Below are 15,584 nucleotides of genomic sequence, written 5' to 3' on the forward strand. Positions count from 1 at the left end.
ACTCCCTGTTGCAGTGATTTAATGTTTTAGTGCCAACATCCCTCTGTATACGCCTCGCGATCAAATAACTTCTGGCGGAACGGTGTTGCCTGCGCCATCCATTCCCCAGGGATTTCCTGCGTGTAGCGATGCGGCGGTCCTGCCTCTTTAAAGATATCTATGGCGAAGATGCGATACAGCTGCGCGGAATCCACAGGTTTCGCCTCCACCGCGTGGAAAATACGGGCGTTAATATAAACCATGCTACCCGGTGGCAAGTCAAGCCGTTTCTCTTCAAGTTTGCGTCCAGCTTCTTCGTCGAAATCGCCTGCGAGCATCCGTTCTGGTGTTGCCTCTTTCGTCGGTGCCACCTTGTGGCTGCCGGGGATAACTTTGAGATTTCGATCGCCGCGTGTAAAACCGTTCGGATAGTATAGAATCTGTATATAGTAATTGTCACGCTCTGCGAGGTTAATGGGATTCTCATGCTTCCAATGGTGATGGTCCTGGTGGAATCCAAGTGGACCGATCCCTTGGGGGGCGATGTTGAGTGCGGAGTGGCAGAAGTGGTACGCGTCTCCGATAGTTGCGCATATCAATGCCGTAATGAAGGGGTCGTCAATAAGCCGATCACTGTATTCACCGCGATCGTTCCATGGACGAATAAAGTAAGAGCGTTCTTGTGCGTCGCCGTTGTTCAGTGCCTCAATATACTGACGCGTCGGTTCAAAACGCTGCGTGATTTCCTCGATCAGACCTTCTCTTCCATCGTCCGTGAATACATCTGGATAAGCGATATAACCTTCGTTATGGAAAGAATCGATATCCGCTTGCGATGGACCAGACAATCGGAAAAGTGAATCAAGTATAGTAGTAGTTTCCATAACCGTCTCTCCCTAGACAATTTGCAGTTGCGTTCCCCAGGTTTCTATAAGTTTTAAATGAAACCGTGGCCATTCCGTTTAAATCTCTCCAGAAACGCTGTCAGTTGTTGCAAAATCCCCGGAATGGTATTCCAATTGCTTGGCGACAATAGCCTTCAAAATCTGAACGATGCATTCAGCTTCAAAAATCCCATTATATACTTGCGAAAATTCAACGGTAAACGTCGGTTTTTCTGTTTTAATGCCATCAACGGTGCCATGAACGAACGTCCAACTTTCAGAGACAGTGTAACACCCAAAAATTTCTTGACTGTCTATAGATGCAGTCTTAGTTGGTTGCGAATTTGTTCCACTTGTCCAATTGAGCCATGCGGCAGCGAGCATTTCACCGTAGAGTTGGATCTGTGGATCGGATGAATGAATCCCGCGTTTTGCCTCATGCACAATGAGATAGGGCTGTTGCGGCTTTCCTGCTGCAGCGGGTGCGAGCGCACCATCCGCCTCACCTTCGAGTTGAAAAGAAGGGTAGATGGCTTTCAGAGGGATGCCCGCCCAAGCTTGAACATAAGTCTGCTCTGCTAATACCAAAAGTGGGTAGATAGCACGCGCCCAGAGTGTGGCTTCGTTCATCACCACCAAGTCCCGTTCTCGCAAAATTGATTTGAGATAGTCAATTTGGGTATCCTCTGCGGGCGTTAATCCGTACTTCTGCATGTTCTCCCATTTGTCAGATACACCTACTTGTATGCGGAGGGTTACAAGTGTCCTGAGTGTTTCCTCGGACAACTGTGACAAACTATAGGTTTCCATACGCTAAAACCTCCTATCTTACTATCCTCTTTCACATGCAGCTGTGTCCATCCTGTTTAAATCTCTCCAGTAGTGTTGTCAACCGTTCCACGATCTCTGGATGCGTTTCCCATACATTGTTCGTTTCGCCCGGATCCTCATAGATTTGATACAGTTGTCCTGGAACATCCGGTTTGGGACCCCCATCACGAGGTGGAGGCCAGCCACCTGAACCTTGCGTCCCTAAAATCAATTTCCATTCACCGTGTCGTATAGAGAAAACGCCGGTGCTGGAGTGATGCACGATAGCCTCTCGCAAAGGATTCTCTATCTCTTCACCTAACAGCGCGGGTAAGATATTACAACTATCCTGCCCCGCATCGTCAGGAACTTCGGTGCCGACAATAGCGGCGCACGTCGCCATCAGATCCGTGAGACAGGTTAGCGCGTCGGTTTCGGTATTCGGCGCAATGACACCGGGCCAGCGTGCAATTAATGGTTCGCGGTGTCCACCTTCCCATATATGCGCCTTGTAGCCACGCCAGTCACCACACGACTTGTGGTCATAGAGATGGTATGGCATCGGGCTATTGTCGTCTTGGATTCGGTCGCCGGGCAGTGCCCCGTTATCGCTCGTGACGAAGATGAGTGTTTCATCGGTTTTACCAGTGCGTTCTAAGGCATCCATTACTTTACCTACCATCCAATCGACAAGCCACACCAAATCGCCACGAGGACCGGCACTGCTCTTGCCGCGTGCAAAGTCTGGCACGACTGCTTCTGTACAAGGTTCGTGCGGTGCGGAGGGGGTCAGGTAAAGGAAGAAAGGGGCATCCGCATCGGCTTGTCCCTCAATATATTCAACCGCTTTCTGCGCTATAATAGGATCTGCGTCTTTATGCTCCCACCCTGGGGTCATCATTCCCGGACGGCTTGTGAACTCCGGCACCTCATGATAGACGCTTGGGACCTCGACAAACGTATCATTCTCAATGAAACCGTAAGGGGGTTGGCAGGTTGGGCAACCGGAATTTCCGTAAAAATAGTCGAAACCAATATCTACTGGACCACCGGTCAATGGTGCAGTGAAATTGATATGTTCCTCCAACTCGCGTCCTGCGTTCTGCCACGGCAGCGGCGCATTGAAATCGAAGTCGTATCCCGATACCGTCGAGAATCCGAGTCCCAAATGCCATTTACCGACGCATGCAGTGTTGTAACCCGCATCCTTCAGCAGTCCCGGAACTGTCAAGCGTTCAGGTTCAATAAGGGGAGGCTCATATCCGTAAAGCACGCCGTGTTTGAGACGACTTCGCCAGCAGTAGCGTCCAGTTAAGATCCCGTATCGTGTGGGTGTACAGACTGCGGAGGGGGAGTGCGCATCGGTGAAACGAATCCCTTCCTGTGCGAGTTTATCCATGTTTGGGGTGGGAATCTTTGAATCGGGGTTATAGCAGCCGACATCACCGTATCCCATATCGTCTGCCATGATAAAGACAATGTTTGGAGAGGTATGTGTATCCATTATGGTTCCTGAGAAATAGGTGGCGATGGAACATCGCGTCTATTGTAATTTCGCCTTTAATTCTGCAAGGTCTTTGTCGATTGATGCGTCTTCTGCGTAGCTTGCAAATTCACGATGCAGTTTCACGTCCTTGAATTCAACATCCACTTCAGAAGCGGCTTTCGCTAAAGCGGCAGCTTCAGTTGCGTTTTGCTCCACTTTCCTGAGAATCTCGAAAGCCTTGCTATCTTGGAGTTCAGTTAATGCTTGGCGCAGATGTTCGTGGGCATCAACATTTGTGTGCTGTGCGATGACCTGATCCCTTTTTCTTTCTGTTTCCTCAGTTTTCTGCTGAAGTGTTTCAAAGAGTGTTGTAAGATGTCCAACAATTCGTTTCTGTTCTTCCCATTGGGTTTTGTAGCTGCTCGCGAGTTGTCGATACTCGTTGCGTTGTGCCAAATCTTCGCGGGCAAGGTCTTCGCGTCCGGCTTGGATAGCGATGATCGCCCGCTCCTCACACCGTTCGGCTTGCACAATGGCACCTTCGTGAGCGTTCTGAAACTGTTTTTCAATGCCAATAGAGGCATCAACCTTCTGTTTTGCTTCCGAAAACCGATTTGTGATTTCATGAATAACATCGCCTAATACCTTTTCCAGATCCGTTGTCGCGGCTTTGGTTTTAACCTCAGACTTGGTTTCACCCTCAGTTACAAATTCAACAGGTTTTGTGTCTAATTTGACAACAACTGTCTTGGCAAGTTTATCGCCCATCCGTTGTTTCTCTTTTCCTGTTGCAAACAGCCAGTCAACGGGTTGGAATATACCGGCAAAACGACGAACGAAGGCATCTTTGAAATTCGCGGGTTCTCCATCCTCCAGACGAATTGTCTGTAGCGATAAAAGTCCCTTTCCAAACCCGCCTCCCTTCTTGAATCCATCCATGAAAAACAGACCATATAACCACAAAACACCACTTAGGATCGCTATACTTATTGATGTCGTATCCGATGCGTTACGAAAGTTAAAGCCATCAAAAATTGTAAATAGGACGGGACCGCTAAGAAGTAAAAGGACTTGACAGAAACCCAAGAGTCCTATGTCTAATAAGAATGCACCCAGTCGAGCCCATCGGGATGCCAACTTGAACTGTTTTCCTGCAACCTTAATAATGGACATCGTCAGAAACTCCTTGTTCTCGCCCGGATGGATCCGCCTAATATACATCGTGAATCTTTTTTCTCAAAAAGATTCCTCCGTGACAGCCACACTACTTTTCTGTGAGTGTAACGACGGAGTTCATGTCTACTGCAACTTCGCCTTTAATTCAGCGAGGTCTTTGTCAAGGGATGCTTCTTCAGCGTATCCCGCAAATTCACGCTCCAATTTCGTATCCTGATATGCCACATCCACTTCAGCCGCTGCTTTCGCCAAAGTAGCTGCTTCAGTCGCATCCTGCTCCATCTTCGCGAACGTTTCGAGTGCTTTACTGTCCTGAATTTCTTTCAGCATCTCTTGCAGATGCGCTTGGGCATCAACGTTTCTGTGTTTCGCTACAACGATAGTTTTTTGGCCTTCCGCTTCGACGGTTTTCTGCTGAAGATGCTCAAGAAGGTTCTTGAGATCTCGGACGACCTGTTTCTGTTCTTCCCACTGTTTCTTGTATTGATCTGCTAACCGTCTATATTCATTTCGTTTTTCAAGGTCTTCACGCGCTAAATCCTCACGTTCCGCTTTAAGCGAAACAAGGGCGCGTTCTTGCCACTGTTCCGCTTGGACCACTGCGCCTTCATAAGCGTCCTGAAACTGTTTTTCAATGCCTACAGAGGCATCAACTTTTTGGCGCGCTTCTGCAAGTCTGTTTTTCATCTCAACGATAATACCCTCTAAAACTCTCTCTGGGTCTTCAGTTTCAGTCTCAGTTTGTTCTGGTTCCGGTTCATATTTCACAACAACCGTCTCCGCGAACTTATCTCCGAGGCGTTGCTGTTTTTTTCCAAGGAACCAGAGTAAATCAAAGGGTTGTAAAAGACCGGCGAACCGGCGAATGAAAGCGTCTTTGAAAGTGCACGGTTTGCCATCTTTCAAACGGAGTACCTGTAAGGACAACAGTTTCTTCCCTATGCCCTGCCCCTTTCTGAAGCCATCCATAAAGAGCAAACCAAATATCCACAAGGCAGCACTGAACAGAGAGCCAAAAATACTGAGTCCAAGACCAGCCAGTAATGACCTGGATACATCGAAAGGACCTTTAGGGAGAAATAGAAATGCTACAAACGATAAAAGAAGGGCAAAACCTGATTGCACAGCACCTAAAATCGCAATATCTATAAAGAGCGCGTATAGCCGTGTCATTCGGGATGCTAATTTGAATTTTTTACCTGCGATCTTAATAGACTTCATTTTATATTTTTAACCCAAGTTGCTACTAACAGATTTTGCACATTTCAAAACGTTTTTCAACTTCTTTTCGCACCCCAGAGGGGTGATATGTCTATAGAATTGCGTTATTTTTACTACAAAACTCGGTGAACTTTTATTTTTGTAATTTTGTCTTTAATTCGGCGAGGTCTTTGTCAAGTGATGCTTCTTCAGCGTAACCCGCAAACTCACGCTCTAATTTCGTATCCTGATATGCCGCATCCACTTCAGCCGCTGCTTTTGCTAAAGTCGCCGCCTCAGTCGCATTCTGGCCCATTTTTACAAGTGTTTCAAGTGCTTTACTGTCCTGAATTTCTTTCAGCATCTCACGTAGGTGTGCTTCGGCATTAACGTTCCTGTGTTTCGCTATGACAGAGGTTTTCTCACCTTCTGCCTCCATCATTTTCTGCTGAAAATGCTCAAGAAGGTTGCTAAGTTCTCGGACAATCTGTTTCTGTTCTTCCCACTGCTTTTTATGTTTGTCAGCTAACCGTCGGTATTCGTTTCGTTTTTCGATATCTTCGCGTGCCAGATCTTCACGTCCTGCTTTAAGCGCAATGAGTGCGCGCTCTTGCCACCGTTCTTCTTGAGCAATAGCACCTTCATAAGCATCTTGGAACTGCTTTTCAATGCCAATAGAGGCATCAACCTTCCCCCGCGCTTCTGAAAGCCGATCTTTCATTTCAACGATAGCATTTTCTAAGACTTTTTCTGGATCTTCGGTTTCGACTTCAGTCTGTTCCGGCTCATATCTGACCACAACCGTCTCAGCGAACTTATCCCCCATTCGCTGCCGTTTTTCTCCGAGTGTCCAGAGAAAATCCAATGGTTGAAAGATACCTGCTAATCGGCGAATAAAGGCATCCTTGAAAGAGCACGGTTTTCCGTCTTTCAATCGGAGCACTTGTAGGGACAGTAGTTTTTTGCCTATGCCTTGTCCCTTTCTAAACCCGTCTATGAAAAGTAAACCGAACGTCCATAAAGTTATATTAAAGAAAACAAAAGTCCCAGCGACGAACCCCTGCAAAGGACCTTGTGGTTGACTCCACATTGTTGGGGAAATAAGTTCTGCTATCAAGCGCATAAGGCAGACTAAAATGATTTGGGCAACAGATAAGCAAGTGAAATCTATGAAGAGTGCATACAAACGCGCCATTCGGGATGCCAATTTGAATTTTTTACCTGCAATTTTAATGGACTTCACTTTCAAATCCTATAAATCTTTTTGTGTTTGTGCGATACATATCTTGATGAACATTTATTTTTGTAGTTTTGTTTTCAATTCAGCGAGGTCTTTGTCAAGGGATGCTTCTTCAGCATAACCCGCGAACTCACGTTCTAATTTGGTATCCTGATATGCGACATCTACTGCAGCTGCGGCTTTCGCCAATGTGGATGCCTCTGTCGCGTCCTGCTCCATCTTTGTCAGCGTTTCAAACGCCTTAGTGTCTTGGACTTCTTTCAGCATCTCACGGAGATGGCTTTCGGCATCAATATTTCTGTGTTGTGCGACGACGGCTGCCTTTTTCCCTTCAGCTTCCATCATCTTCTGTTGAAGATGTTCAAGAAGGTTGCTGAGTGCTTGAACGACCTGTTTCTGTTCTTCCCACTGTGCTTTGTACTGTTCCGCTAACCGTCGGTACTCGTTTCGTTTTTCTAAGTCTTCACGTGCCAAATCTTCGCGTTCCGCTTTAAGAGAGATAATAGCACGTTCTTGCCACCGTTCTGCTTGGGCAACTGCACCTTCGTAAGCGTCTTGAAAATGTTTTTCAACGCCGACAGAGGCATCAACCTTCTCGCGCGCCTCTGAAAGTCGATTCGTCATTTCAGCAATGGCATACTCTAAAATCTTCTCAGGGTCTTCAGGCTCAGCTTCAATTTGCTCCAATTCTGGTTCAGACTTCACAACAACCGTCTCTGCTAACTTATCCCCCATCCGCTGTCGTCTTTTTCCAAACGTCCAGAAGGAATCCAGTGGTTGAAAGACGGCTGTGAGTCGGCGAATGAAAGAGTCCTTAAGCGTGCAGGGTTTTCCATCCTTCAATCGAAGTACTTGTAGTGACAGCAGTTTTTTGCCAATCCTTTGCCCATTTTTGAAGCCATCCATGAAAAATAAACCGATTGTCCATAGCGCGATACCGCCCAAGGCTACGGTCTCCAGATCGTTATACGCCCACGGTCCGAAAAGAAAAACGATAAGCAATTGGGTGACAACCAACGCACTTCTTGGTAGTTCAGTTTTGGGACCTAATATCCATAGTAATGCACTGAACAACCCTATCCGAATAGGACCAGAACCCACAGCGTCCAAAAGAAGTGCCAAAACCAATAGAATACCCGCTAAGAATGCTCCGTCTATGAAAAACGCGAACAACCGCGCGAATCGGGATCCTAACGTAAATTCTTTGCCCGCAATTTTAATGGACTTCATCCTGAAGAACCTCTGTGCTTCTTAGGGGAAACACCTCGTGTGTTATATTAGACGGAAACAAACTCACGGCACTCTGCACCAAAGTGGGGAATGCAGTTAAACTTGCAAATCCGGTCGCGTTCTGTACATACTATAATAATAGAGTCTATAAGGATGAGAAAAGATAGTGAAATAGACACTGGAAACGAGGGCGAGGCGTGGAAACCTCGCCTTACAATGTTACAAGGTCGGTACGGACACTGCGACTTCACGTCCACCAGCATTTGAGGAATCAATGACTCCCTGAATAATAACGTTCGTGAGCATCACACCGTAAGGATCGATCGGCGAGGGTTTCCCTTCGCGGACAGCGTCAATAAACGCTGTATCTTCCTCATGGAACACACTTACCGATTCAAACTCCGTGAACTCTTGGTCAAAAATTTCACCGTCTTTGTCGCCGTAGACGCGGACGCCTTCTTGTGGTCCACGGACTTCGCCGATGCCGAGACGGAGTCCCGCTTTCTTACCGAGGAAAATCGTCCCACCGAGTGAATCCATATTCATGCACCAGCAGGTTTTGAATACCATGCGTGCACCGTTCTCAAAGACTACCCAACCGACACCGAAATCTTCAACCTCGGTCTCTTTAAGTGCAGGATTCCATGTATTGTGGAGGCTCAGGTAGTTAGAAGTAATACCAGAGACAGCGACAGGCTTGGGATGCCCCATCAGATAGAGGGCGGTGTCTAAAGCGTAAACGCCGATGTCCGCGGAGGCTCCTAAACCGGCTGTCGCTTTTCGGATGAAACTACCACCTGGATTCCCGCGTCGCCGGTCTGCAACCGTTTCGACATAGTAGATATCGCCAAGTGTGCCAGCGTCAACAATCTCTTTCGCTTTAACAACTTGTGGTGAATACCGGAGTTTCAAGCCGATCATGAGGATTTTATCGTTTTCTTTTGCAGCACGCCACATTGAAGCGGCAGCGTCCAAGGTCGCCTCCATCGGTTTCTCGCAAAAAACGTGTTTACCTGCGTTCAGGGAAGCGACGGTCGGTGCTGCATGCACACCTGTCGGGGTACAGACGTACACCGCCTCAATCTCGTCCATTTTAAGCATTTCGTTGTAGTCAGTGAACGTCCGCTTGATGCCCCATTGCTCTTTCGCACGTTCAAGGTTTGCAGGGACGAGGTCGGCAGCAGCAATGATTTCGGCACCTTCGATGTCAGCCAGTGTTCGACAGTGTGCCCCGGAGATACCACCCGCCCCAATCAAGCCTAATTTAACTGTTCTCATTTTTATCTCCTCATAAGGTATTATATCTCCTTGATTCTAACGCATTTCTCCTTTGGAAGTCAAGAGAAATTTCGGAAGCGAAGTTGATATTGACACGATTCCAAGCCTATGTTATATTTCAAACAGACTATTAAAATCTGAGGAGACTATTGTGAAAGCGGCACAATTTTATGGCGGAAAAGACATAAGGGTCGAAACGGTGCCTGATCCAACGCCCGAAGAAGGACAGGTACTCGTCCAAGTAGAGGCTACAGGGATCTGTGGCAGTGATCTGCACGGGTACCATCATCAACCAGAGAAGCCTCTATCTCCACGTATTGGTGGACACGAATTAACAGGAGAGATTATCGACTCAGGCAGCGGCGTTACAGGGTATAAAAAGGGAATGCGTGTGGCGGTTGAACCGATTAGTCCCTGTAATAATTGCCCGGAGTGTTTCAACGGTTATTACAATATCTGTGGAAACCTGCGTCACGGCGGTGGTGGTTTTGCAGAGTTTATGGTCACCCGCACACCAAACGTGTACGCTTTGCCGGACAGTGTTTCGGCTGAAGGTGGCGCATTGGCAGAGGTCTATGCCGTGGCAGTCCATGCCGTCAACAGAGCGATGGTATCCCCTGGAGACCGCGTCGCTATTATTGGAAGTGGCCCCGTCGGATTGACGATTGCTCAAGTCGCAGATATTGCAGGGGCAACCTCTATCGCCATGCTCGGAAAGCCGGACGGACCGATACAGATCGCCCACGAAGCGGTCGGAGCCGTGCCTATTAACGTGGATAAGACAGACGCTGTTGAGGCTATTAAAGAGTGGAGCGACGGCAGGGGGGCGGATGTTGTCTTTGAAGCGGTCGGTGGCACTGCGAATACGCTGGAGCAGGCAACAGAGATCGCAGCGAAACGAGGACGCGTTTGTATGGTTGGTGGGCATCGTACACCCCTCACCTTTTCAGAAAGGTTCGCACGGAGTCGAGAACTTACGGTCATCTGGTCGTTCTGTTACGGGAGACGTGGTGGGAAAACAGAGTTCCAAGTCGCTATCGATTTGCTTGCTGCAGGTAAACTTGACCCGAATCCATTGATTACGCATAGGTTCGACTTGGACGGTATTAACGAGGCATTTGCTGTTGCTGCAGGACGTGATGAGCATGGATCCGTCAAAGTGCTCGTGATGCCGAACGATTAGTTATCAGTTAGAGAGGGTTAAAGATAGAAATGGAAACACTTAAATTGCTCGTATTTGTCGGTACAGAAGGTATTTATCACGATCATGCAGGAAACGGACAATTCTTGACATCAATGCTCAACGATACTGACGAAATTGCAGCTGATTTCTCGCAAGACTACGATGTGCTTGCTGATGGGCTTAGCGGATACGATACTGTCCTGTTCTATACGGATGTCGGTGAACTCTCGGCGGCACAAGAAACGGGGCTCCTCAACTATATCCGAGCGGGTGGTGGATTTTTTGGACTGCACACCGCAGCTGCTTCATTTAGGGAATCTGAAGGGTATCACGGTATGCTCAACGGGTTTTTCGATGGACACAGCCCGTATATGGACTTCACCGTGAATGTGAGTGACAGTGGACATCCGATTACTGAAGGGTTAGCCGATTTTGGGGTGACGGATGAACTCTACTATCTCAAACACAATCCTGATACATCACACCACCTGATGCATGCTTATGACGAGACGAAAGATGAAACACATGTTATGGCGTTCCACCATATGTATGGCGAGGGCAGGGTTTTTTACTTCGCACTCGGACACGATATGGCAGTGCTTGAAAATCCGAGTTTCCAGACGGTTATCCGACGCGGGGCGTTATGGGCGGGTAATCAACTTTGAAAAACAGTGTTAGATAGGTGCTGAGATTCGTTCTTGGTTTTCATGTTCAATGCTGGCGAGGTTAGATGAAGTTTCAGAATTTAATTCGGTAATGCATCAACAGTCTCTTGGTAGGAGCGAGCTGTGCTCGCGATCTGTAACAATTACCGAAATATTTATTTAATCTTCATGAAACCTCGCCAGCGATAAGTTGAGCGCACTGTGGCACTATACCATTTCACGTGCAGGGTAGTGTTTGTCACCCGGTGATATATCTGTCGGATCGTTCGACACAGCCGTTTCTGGTGGTACCATAATTTGGTTCTCGCTCACTGGATCGTCTGTTTCGGAACGCCACTGTTCCAAACGGTCTTGCATCTCTGCCAGAATGTCCGCATAAGCCGGATTTCCAGCGAGGTTCTGTGCCTCCGATGGATCGAACACGACATCATACAACCGTTCCTCTTCAACCGGATCGTCCCCCCAACCGTGTTCCATCATAAAGGTTTTACTGATGCTGTCGTCGCAATTCGGCAGTGCCCACTTCTCAGCGTTGTCATAGCGTCTAATGTATTTCCAACGCTTGGTTCGGACAGCGCGTTGCGGTTCATAACAGCAGTGATAGTTAACTTCAGCAAAGATAGTGTCGCGAGTATCTTCCGCCTCACCACGCACTAACGGGAGAACGGAGTTACCCTGGAGCCACGCGGGTGCTTCAATCTCTGCCAATTCACAGATCGTTGGGAAGAGGTCGATCTGACTGACCAACCCGTCCACGACTTGCCCTCCATCAAAACCGCCGGGACCCCGAACAATTAACATGATACCGATGCCGTGGTCACTGAGGTGACATTTCATGCGTGGGAATGCAAGCCCGTGGTCGGTCGTACATATCACAAGCGTATTCTCAGCAAGCCCGTTTTCTTCCAGCGCGTTGAAGACGACACCCATTTTCCTATCAAGGGTTCGTGCTGCGTCTATGTATTCCGCCATATCTTGTCGTGTTACAGGTGTGTCAGGGAAGGGTGCTGGAGGTTTCACATAGCGCGGGTCTGTCTTCGGTTCTCCGTCCGGTGGTGGATCAAATCCTTTCGCTCGGCGATGCGTTTCACCAAACCCAACATCCAAAAAGAACGGCGCATCGTGTTTCTCCTCGATGAAGGCACGGGCGCGTTCTTCTGCGCCTGCTCGTACACTTCCTTCAGATAAAAGTCTCTGGTATCCTGTTTCTTTGAGGTCTCGGACAACGTGCTGGAATCCTGCCAAGGCGGTGGTGTAGCCTGCTTGGTTTAAGGTGTAGGTTACGAGGCGCTCTGGTACTGGAAGACTCCACCCCCGGTTTGCCAATCCACCCATACCGCAGCTATGTGCCCATTGTCCGGTGAGCAGTGCGGCGCGGGAAGGTGAACAGGTAGGATTCGCACAAAAGGCGTTCCGAAACACCACGCCTTCCTCCGCAAGTTTCTGAATATTTGGTGTTGGGATTGCATGCCCGTAAGGCTGCACATATCGTCCTGTATCGTGCGAATGAATATAGACTATATTTGGTTTGTTCATGTAATAACCCTTAATATAAAATAACCCAAGTTGCTACTAACAAGTTTCGCACATTTCAGAAAGCGTTTTTGTCTCTTTCCTCACCCCGTAGGGGTGATATATTTATAGAAACGGTGTATTTAAGCGACCGCACTCCGTAGGAGTGCTATTGCTTCGCAGTGAGAATAAATAGGTGGCAACTTGCGTTATAAAATAGGCGCGCTTCATAAGCGCGTCAATTCTGAAAATACTTCTTTACTAACAGTGTGCTGCTTGCCTCGCTTTGTAGATCTCCGTCAACACGTTCATTGCGTGCAATGATTCTTCTTTGTTGTACTGTGGACATTGCCGCAGACCTGCAGCGAGACATCGGTGGATGGCTTCGGCTTGGTAGAGAAAGCCGTGCTGATTCGGAGAGGATCTCGCCATCGCGACAGATCCGGGTAACGGATACTCAAAGTAGTGCAGCGGCGCGGGGGCGTTTCGGGTCCTGTACTGCGAAGGCACGCCGTTTGGCGGTGGGATTCGGATAGAGATACGCGTCGGACAGTGTGCGGGTCGTTCAAGTGTGATGCGTCCCTCTGTCCCAACGAGTTCTGTCACTTCGGGTAGCTCGGAGTTGCGCGGCGGGAATGTTAGGATGGCATACTTGTCGTCCCCATAATCCACCATTGCGCCACCGACTCTATCCCCCAAAGCAATGACCGCTCTTGGCACTGCCGACGCACCGAACGCGAGCGGTGCTGCTTGGATGGTGTAGATCGGGTCGAAGAAGTCGGACTGTGTCAGTACCACTTCGCCGATAGTACCTGTTTCAATTGCGGCGCGGGCATGCTCTACCGCTGGGAAAAAACGGGTCCACATACCGTCTTGCATCATCACGTCTTTCTCTTCAGCGGCTGCATACATCTCTTGGGCATCGGAAAGGTTCTCAGTAAGTGGTTTCTCGCAGAGTACGTGCTTGCCCGCCTCAAGAGCAAGAAGGGTGTGTTCTTTGTGCAACCGGTTGATTGTGCCGATGTATACGATATCCACATCATCGGCTGCAACCATTTCCTTGTAGTCGCCGTAGGCCGTGGCAACCTCGTATTTTCTCGCAAATTCTTTTGCTCGGTTGATTTCGCGTGCCGCTACAGCGGTTACGGTTGCGCCTTCGCAGGCGTGTAAAGCCCACACCCATTGCGCTGAAATTTTACCCGCACCGAGGATACCCCAACGCAACGGAAAAGCGACATCTGCCGCGCTTGTTATGCCACGACGAACGTCCAGTGGCGTTGAGAGAGGCATGTTGTTTGCCATCGAATTCATAGCGATTCCTTTTTTTACGACCATGCATTAAGGACGACTTTCCCGCAGTTATGTGTACACTGCAACGCCCATGCCTCTTGAATCTGGCGCATAGGGAAGGTATGCGTGATGAATGTATCCAGCTGTTCCTTCACTTGTGTAATCATCTGCATCATAGCAGGTGTCTCTATGAGATTGTAATGCCGCGTGCCGTGTAAGGTCAAGCCTTTATTGATAATATTACTCCCTTGAATTTCCACTTCGCCAATTCCACCGATCAATGCGATGTGTCCTTTCGGACGTGCTGCCTCAATCAATAATCGGACTGCTGCGGAAGCCGCTGAGCACTCCACGCCTTTGTCGATGCCTCTACCATCAGTCAAATCCTGAATCTGATCGATGACATCCTCGTCTTGTGGGTTGACGACTTCCGCTGCACCAAGTTTTTTCGCGAGGGCTGCGCGATACGGGTGGCTTTCAACAGCGATAACGTGCGCACCTCTATACACAGCATTAATCACACCGCCAAGCCCAATAGGTCCCATTCCCGTGATTAGGACGGTATCAAACGCGTTGACGTTCATCAACCGCATAGCATTAGATGTCGATCCCAGCCCACAACATGCCATTGCAGCATGATGATAGGACACTTCCTCCGGAATTGGCACGAGCAGCCAGTCCTGTTTGAGGATGTACTGCGCAAAAGTCGCCGTCACACCCGTCTGTTCGGTAATTTGTAGAATCTTATTGTCGTCTGGACAGTGGGCATATTCGCCTGCTAAGCAGATGTAACACTTTCCACAGGGGAAGTGTGGCATCACGACAACGCGGTCGCCTACCTTAACAGTGCCCGCTTGTGCGATTTCTACTACTTCGCCCGCGGCTTCATGGCCGAAACTGTCATTCTCACCTTCATTTTTGAAGCCTTTATATTCCGTACACATAGGTGCTGAATGAATTTTGACGACGACGAACTCACCCTTGGCAACTGGGTCTGGTTTGTCAATTAAGCCCGCGCTTTCGGGTCCGAATTTTGCAACGACTTTCATAAGGAGCTCCGCTTTTTGAATGATATATGGTAAAATCTAAAATATGTGGACAGTTGTAAAAGGTTTATGGTGTTCCGTGTTTATGGAAACCGTTAGCGACAGCTAACACCACCAAGGCAATCATCGCCAGTCCGAAAAGCCCAATAGCAACGTAAAGATCGAGATTCCCTTGGAAGGCGAAGCTTTTTTCCAAACGTTCGTTTCCTGATTGCCGAAACTTTTTTGTTAGTATCTGCTTTTCGTGAGTTGTCAGCTGCTGCTCGCCCGGAGATGCGAGTGCTGCCCGTTGGTCGAGAAACCGTTGAATCCGCCATGATTGCCACTTCCGCAACAAGAATCGGCACAGGATGACAGTGCCAGTGGTTGCGAATAGAACCGTTGCTCCGAGACACCAATCTGTCAAAGGTAGGTGCCAAGGTAAGTGTTTACCTTCCATCGTTTTTTCCTTTAAGAAACTAAGGTTTCTACGTATGGTAAATAATCTGTTTACAAAGAACTGAGTTGTTGTGAAATTATAGCAAATTTTGATGCGTAGATTCAAATTAAACTGATATTTCTCAAAACATTGTTTGATTCAATAGTTATAGGTATTCTTGTGGGTT

At 48.3% G+C, this 15,584-nt stretch carries 14 protein-coding genes; 2 read left to right on the plus strand and 12 right to left on the minus strand.

Annotation, left to right across the window (positions count from 1 at the left end; translation table 11 throughout):
- Nucleotides 1-26 precede the first annotated feature (26 nt).
- The 8 genes from OXH39_20200 to OXH39_20235 form a co-directional block, all read right to left on the minus strand.
- Complete coding sequence (locus OXH39_20200) at nt 27-863, minus strand: phytanoyl-CoA dioxygenase family protein (GenBank protein MCY3552787.1); 837 nt, start codon at nt 861-863, stop codon at nt 27-29.
- A 78-nt stretch (nt 864-941) separates the two neighbouring features.
- Nucleotides 942-1,673 carry a hypothetical protein gene (locus tag OXH39_20205; GenBank protein MCY3552788.1) on the minus strand — a complete coding sequence of 244 codons (732 nt, stop codon included), beginning with the start codon at nt 1,671-1,673 and terminating at the stop codon, nt 942-944.
- Nucleotides 1,674-1,704: 31 nt separating this feature from the next.
- Nucleotides 1,705-3,177 carry an arylsulfatase gene (locus tag OXH39_20210; GenBank protein ID MCY3552789.1) on the minus strand — a complete coding sequence of 491 codons (1,473 nt, stop codon included), beginning with the start codon at nt 3,175-3,177 and terminating at the stop codon, nt 1,705-1,707.
- Between the two features lie 39 nt (nt 3,178-3,216).
- Nucleotides 3,217-4,332 (minus strand): PspA/IM30 family protein, encoded by a 1,116-nt coding sequence (locus OXH39_20215; GenBank protein ID MCY3552790.1) that lies wholly within the window; start codon nt 4,330-4,332, stop codon nt 3,217-3,219.
- A gap of 126 nt (nt 4,333-4,458) precedes the next feature.
- Nucleotides 4,459-5,556 (minus strand): PspA/IM30 family protein, encoded by a 1,098-nt coding sequence (locus tag OXH39_20220; protein ID MCY3552791.1) that lies wholly within the window; start codon nt 5,554-5,556, stop codon nt 4,459-4,461.
- Between the two features lie 133 nt (nt 5,557-5,689).
- The gene (locus tag OXH39_20225; GenBank protein ID MCY3552792.1) at nt 5,690-6,778 is read right to left on the minus strand and encodes a PspA/IM30 family protein; all 1,089 of its coding nucleotides are present in this window, start codon (nt 6,776-6,778) and stop codon (nt 5,690-5,692) included.
- 54 nt (nt 6,779-6,832) lie between these two features.
- A complete protein-coding gene (locus OXH39_20230) occupies nt 6,833-8,005 on the minus strand; it encodes a PspA/IM30 family protein (protein ID MCY3552793.1) in 1,173 nt (390 codons plus the stop codon).
- 219 nt (nt 8,006-8,224) lie between these two features.
- Nucleotides 8,225-9,283 (minus strand): Gfo/Idh/MocA family oxidoreductase, encoded by a 1,059-nt coding sequence (locus tag OXH39_20235; protein MCY3552794.1) that lies wholly within the window; start codon nt 9,281-9,283, stop codon nt 8,225-8,227.
- Between the two features lie 151 nt (nt 9,284-9,434).
- Between OXH39_20235 and OXH39_20240 the strand changes: the two genes are divergently transcribed.
- Entirely contained in the window at nt 9,435-10,466 is a 1,032-nt protein-coding gene (locus tag OXH39_20240) for an alcohol dehydrogenase catalytic domain-containing protein (GenBank protein ID MCY3552795.1), read from the plus strand.
- Between the two features lie 29 nt (nt 10,467-10,495).
- On the plus strand, nt 10,496-11,131 hold the full coding sequence (locus OXH39_20245; protein MCY3552796.1) for a ThuA domain-containing protein: 636 nt from the start codon (nt 10,496-10,498) through the stop codon (nt 11,129-11,131).
- Between the two features lie 207 nt (nt 11,132-11,338).
- On the opposite strand, the gene OXH39_20250 is transcribed toward OXH39_20245, so the two are convergent.
- The 4 genes from OXH39_20250 to OXH39_20265 form a co-directional block, all read right to left on the minus strand.
- Nucleotides 11,339-12,667, minus strand: a complete 1,329-nt coding sequence (locus OXH39_20250; protein ID MCY3552797.1) for a sulfatase — start codon at nt 12,665-12,667, stop codon at nt 11,339-11,341.
- 237 nt (nt 12,668-12,904) lie between these two features.
- Nucleotides 12,905-13,954 carry a Gfo/Idh/MocA family oxidoreductase gene (locus OXH39_20255; protein MCY3552798.1) on the minus strand — a complete coding sequence of 350 codons (1,050 nt, stop codon included), beginning with the start codon at nt 13,952-13,954 and terminating at the stop codon, nt 12,905-12,907.
- A 14-nt stretch (nt 13,955-13,968) separates the two neighbouring features.
- Nucleotides 13,969-14,982, minus strand: coding sequence for a zinc-binding dehydrogenase (locus OXH39_20260; GenBank protein ID MCY3552799.1), 1,014 nt, complete (start codon nt 14,980-14,982; stop codon nt 13,969-13,971).
- A 64-nt stretch (nt 14,983-15,046) separates the two neighbouring features.
- Complete coding sequence (locus tag OXH39_20265; GenBank protein MCY3552800.1) at nt 15,047-15,418, minus strand: hypothetical protein; 372 nt, start codon at nt 15,416-15,418, stop codon at nt 15,047-15,049.
- Between the last annotated feature and the right edge of the window lie 166 nt (nt 15,419-15,584).

It is taken from the genome of Candidatus Poribacteria bacterium, assembly GCA_026702755.1.
Classification (GTDB): Bacteria; Poribacteria; WGA-4E; order WGA-4E; family WGA-3G; genus WGA-3G.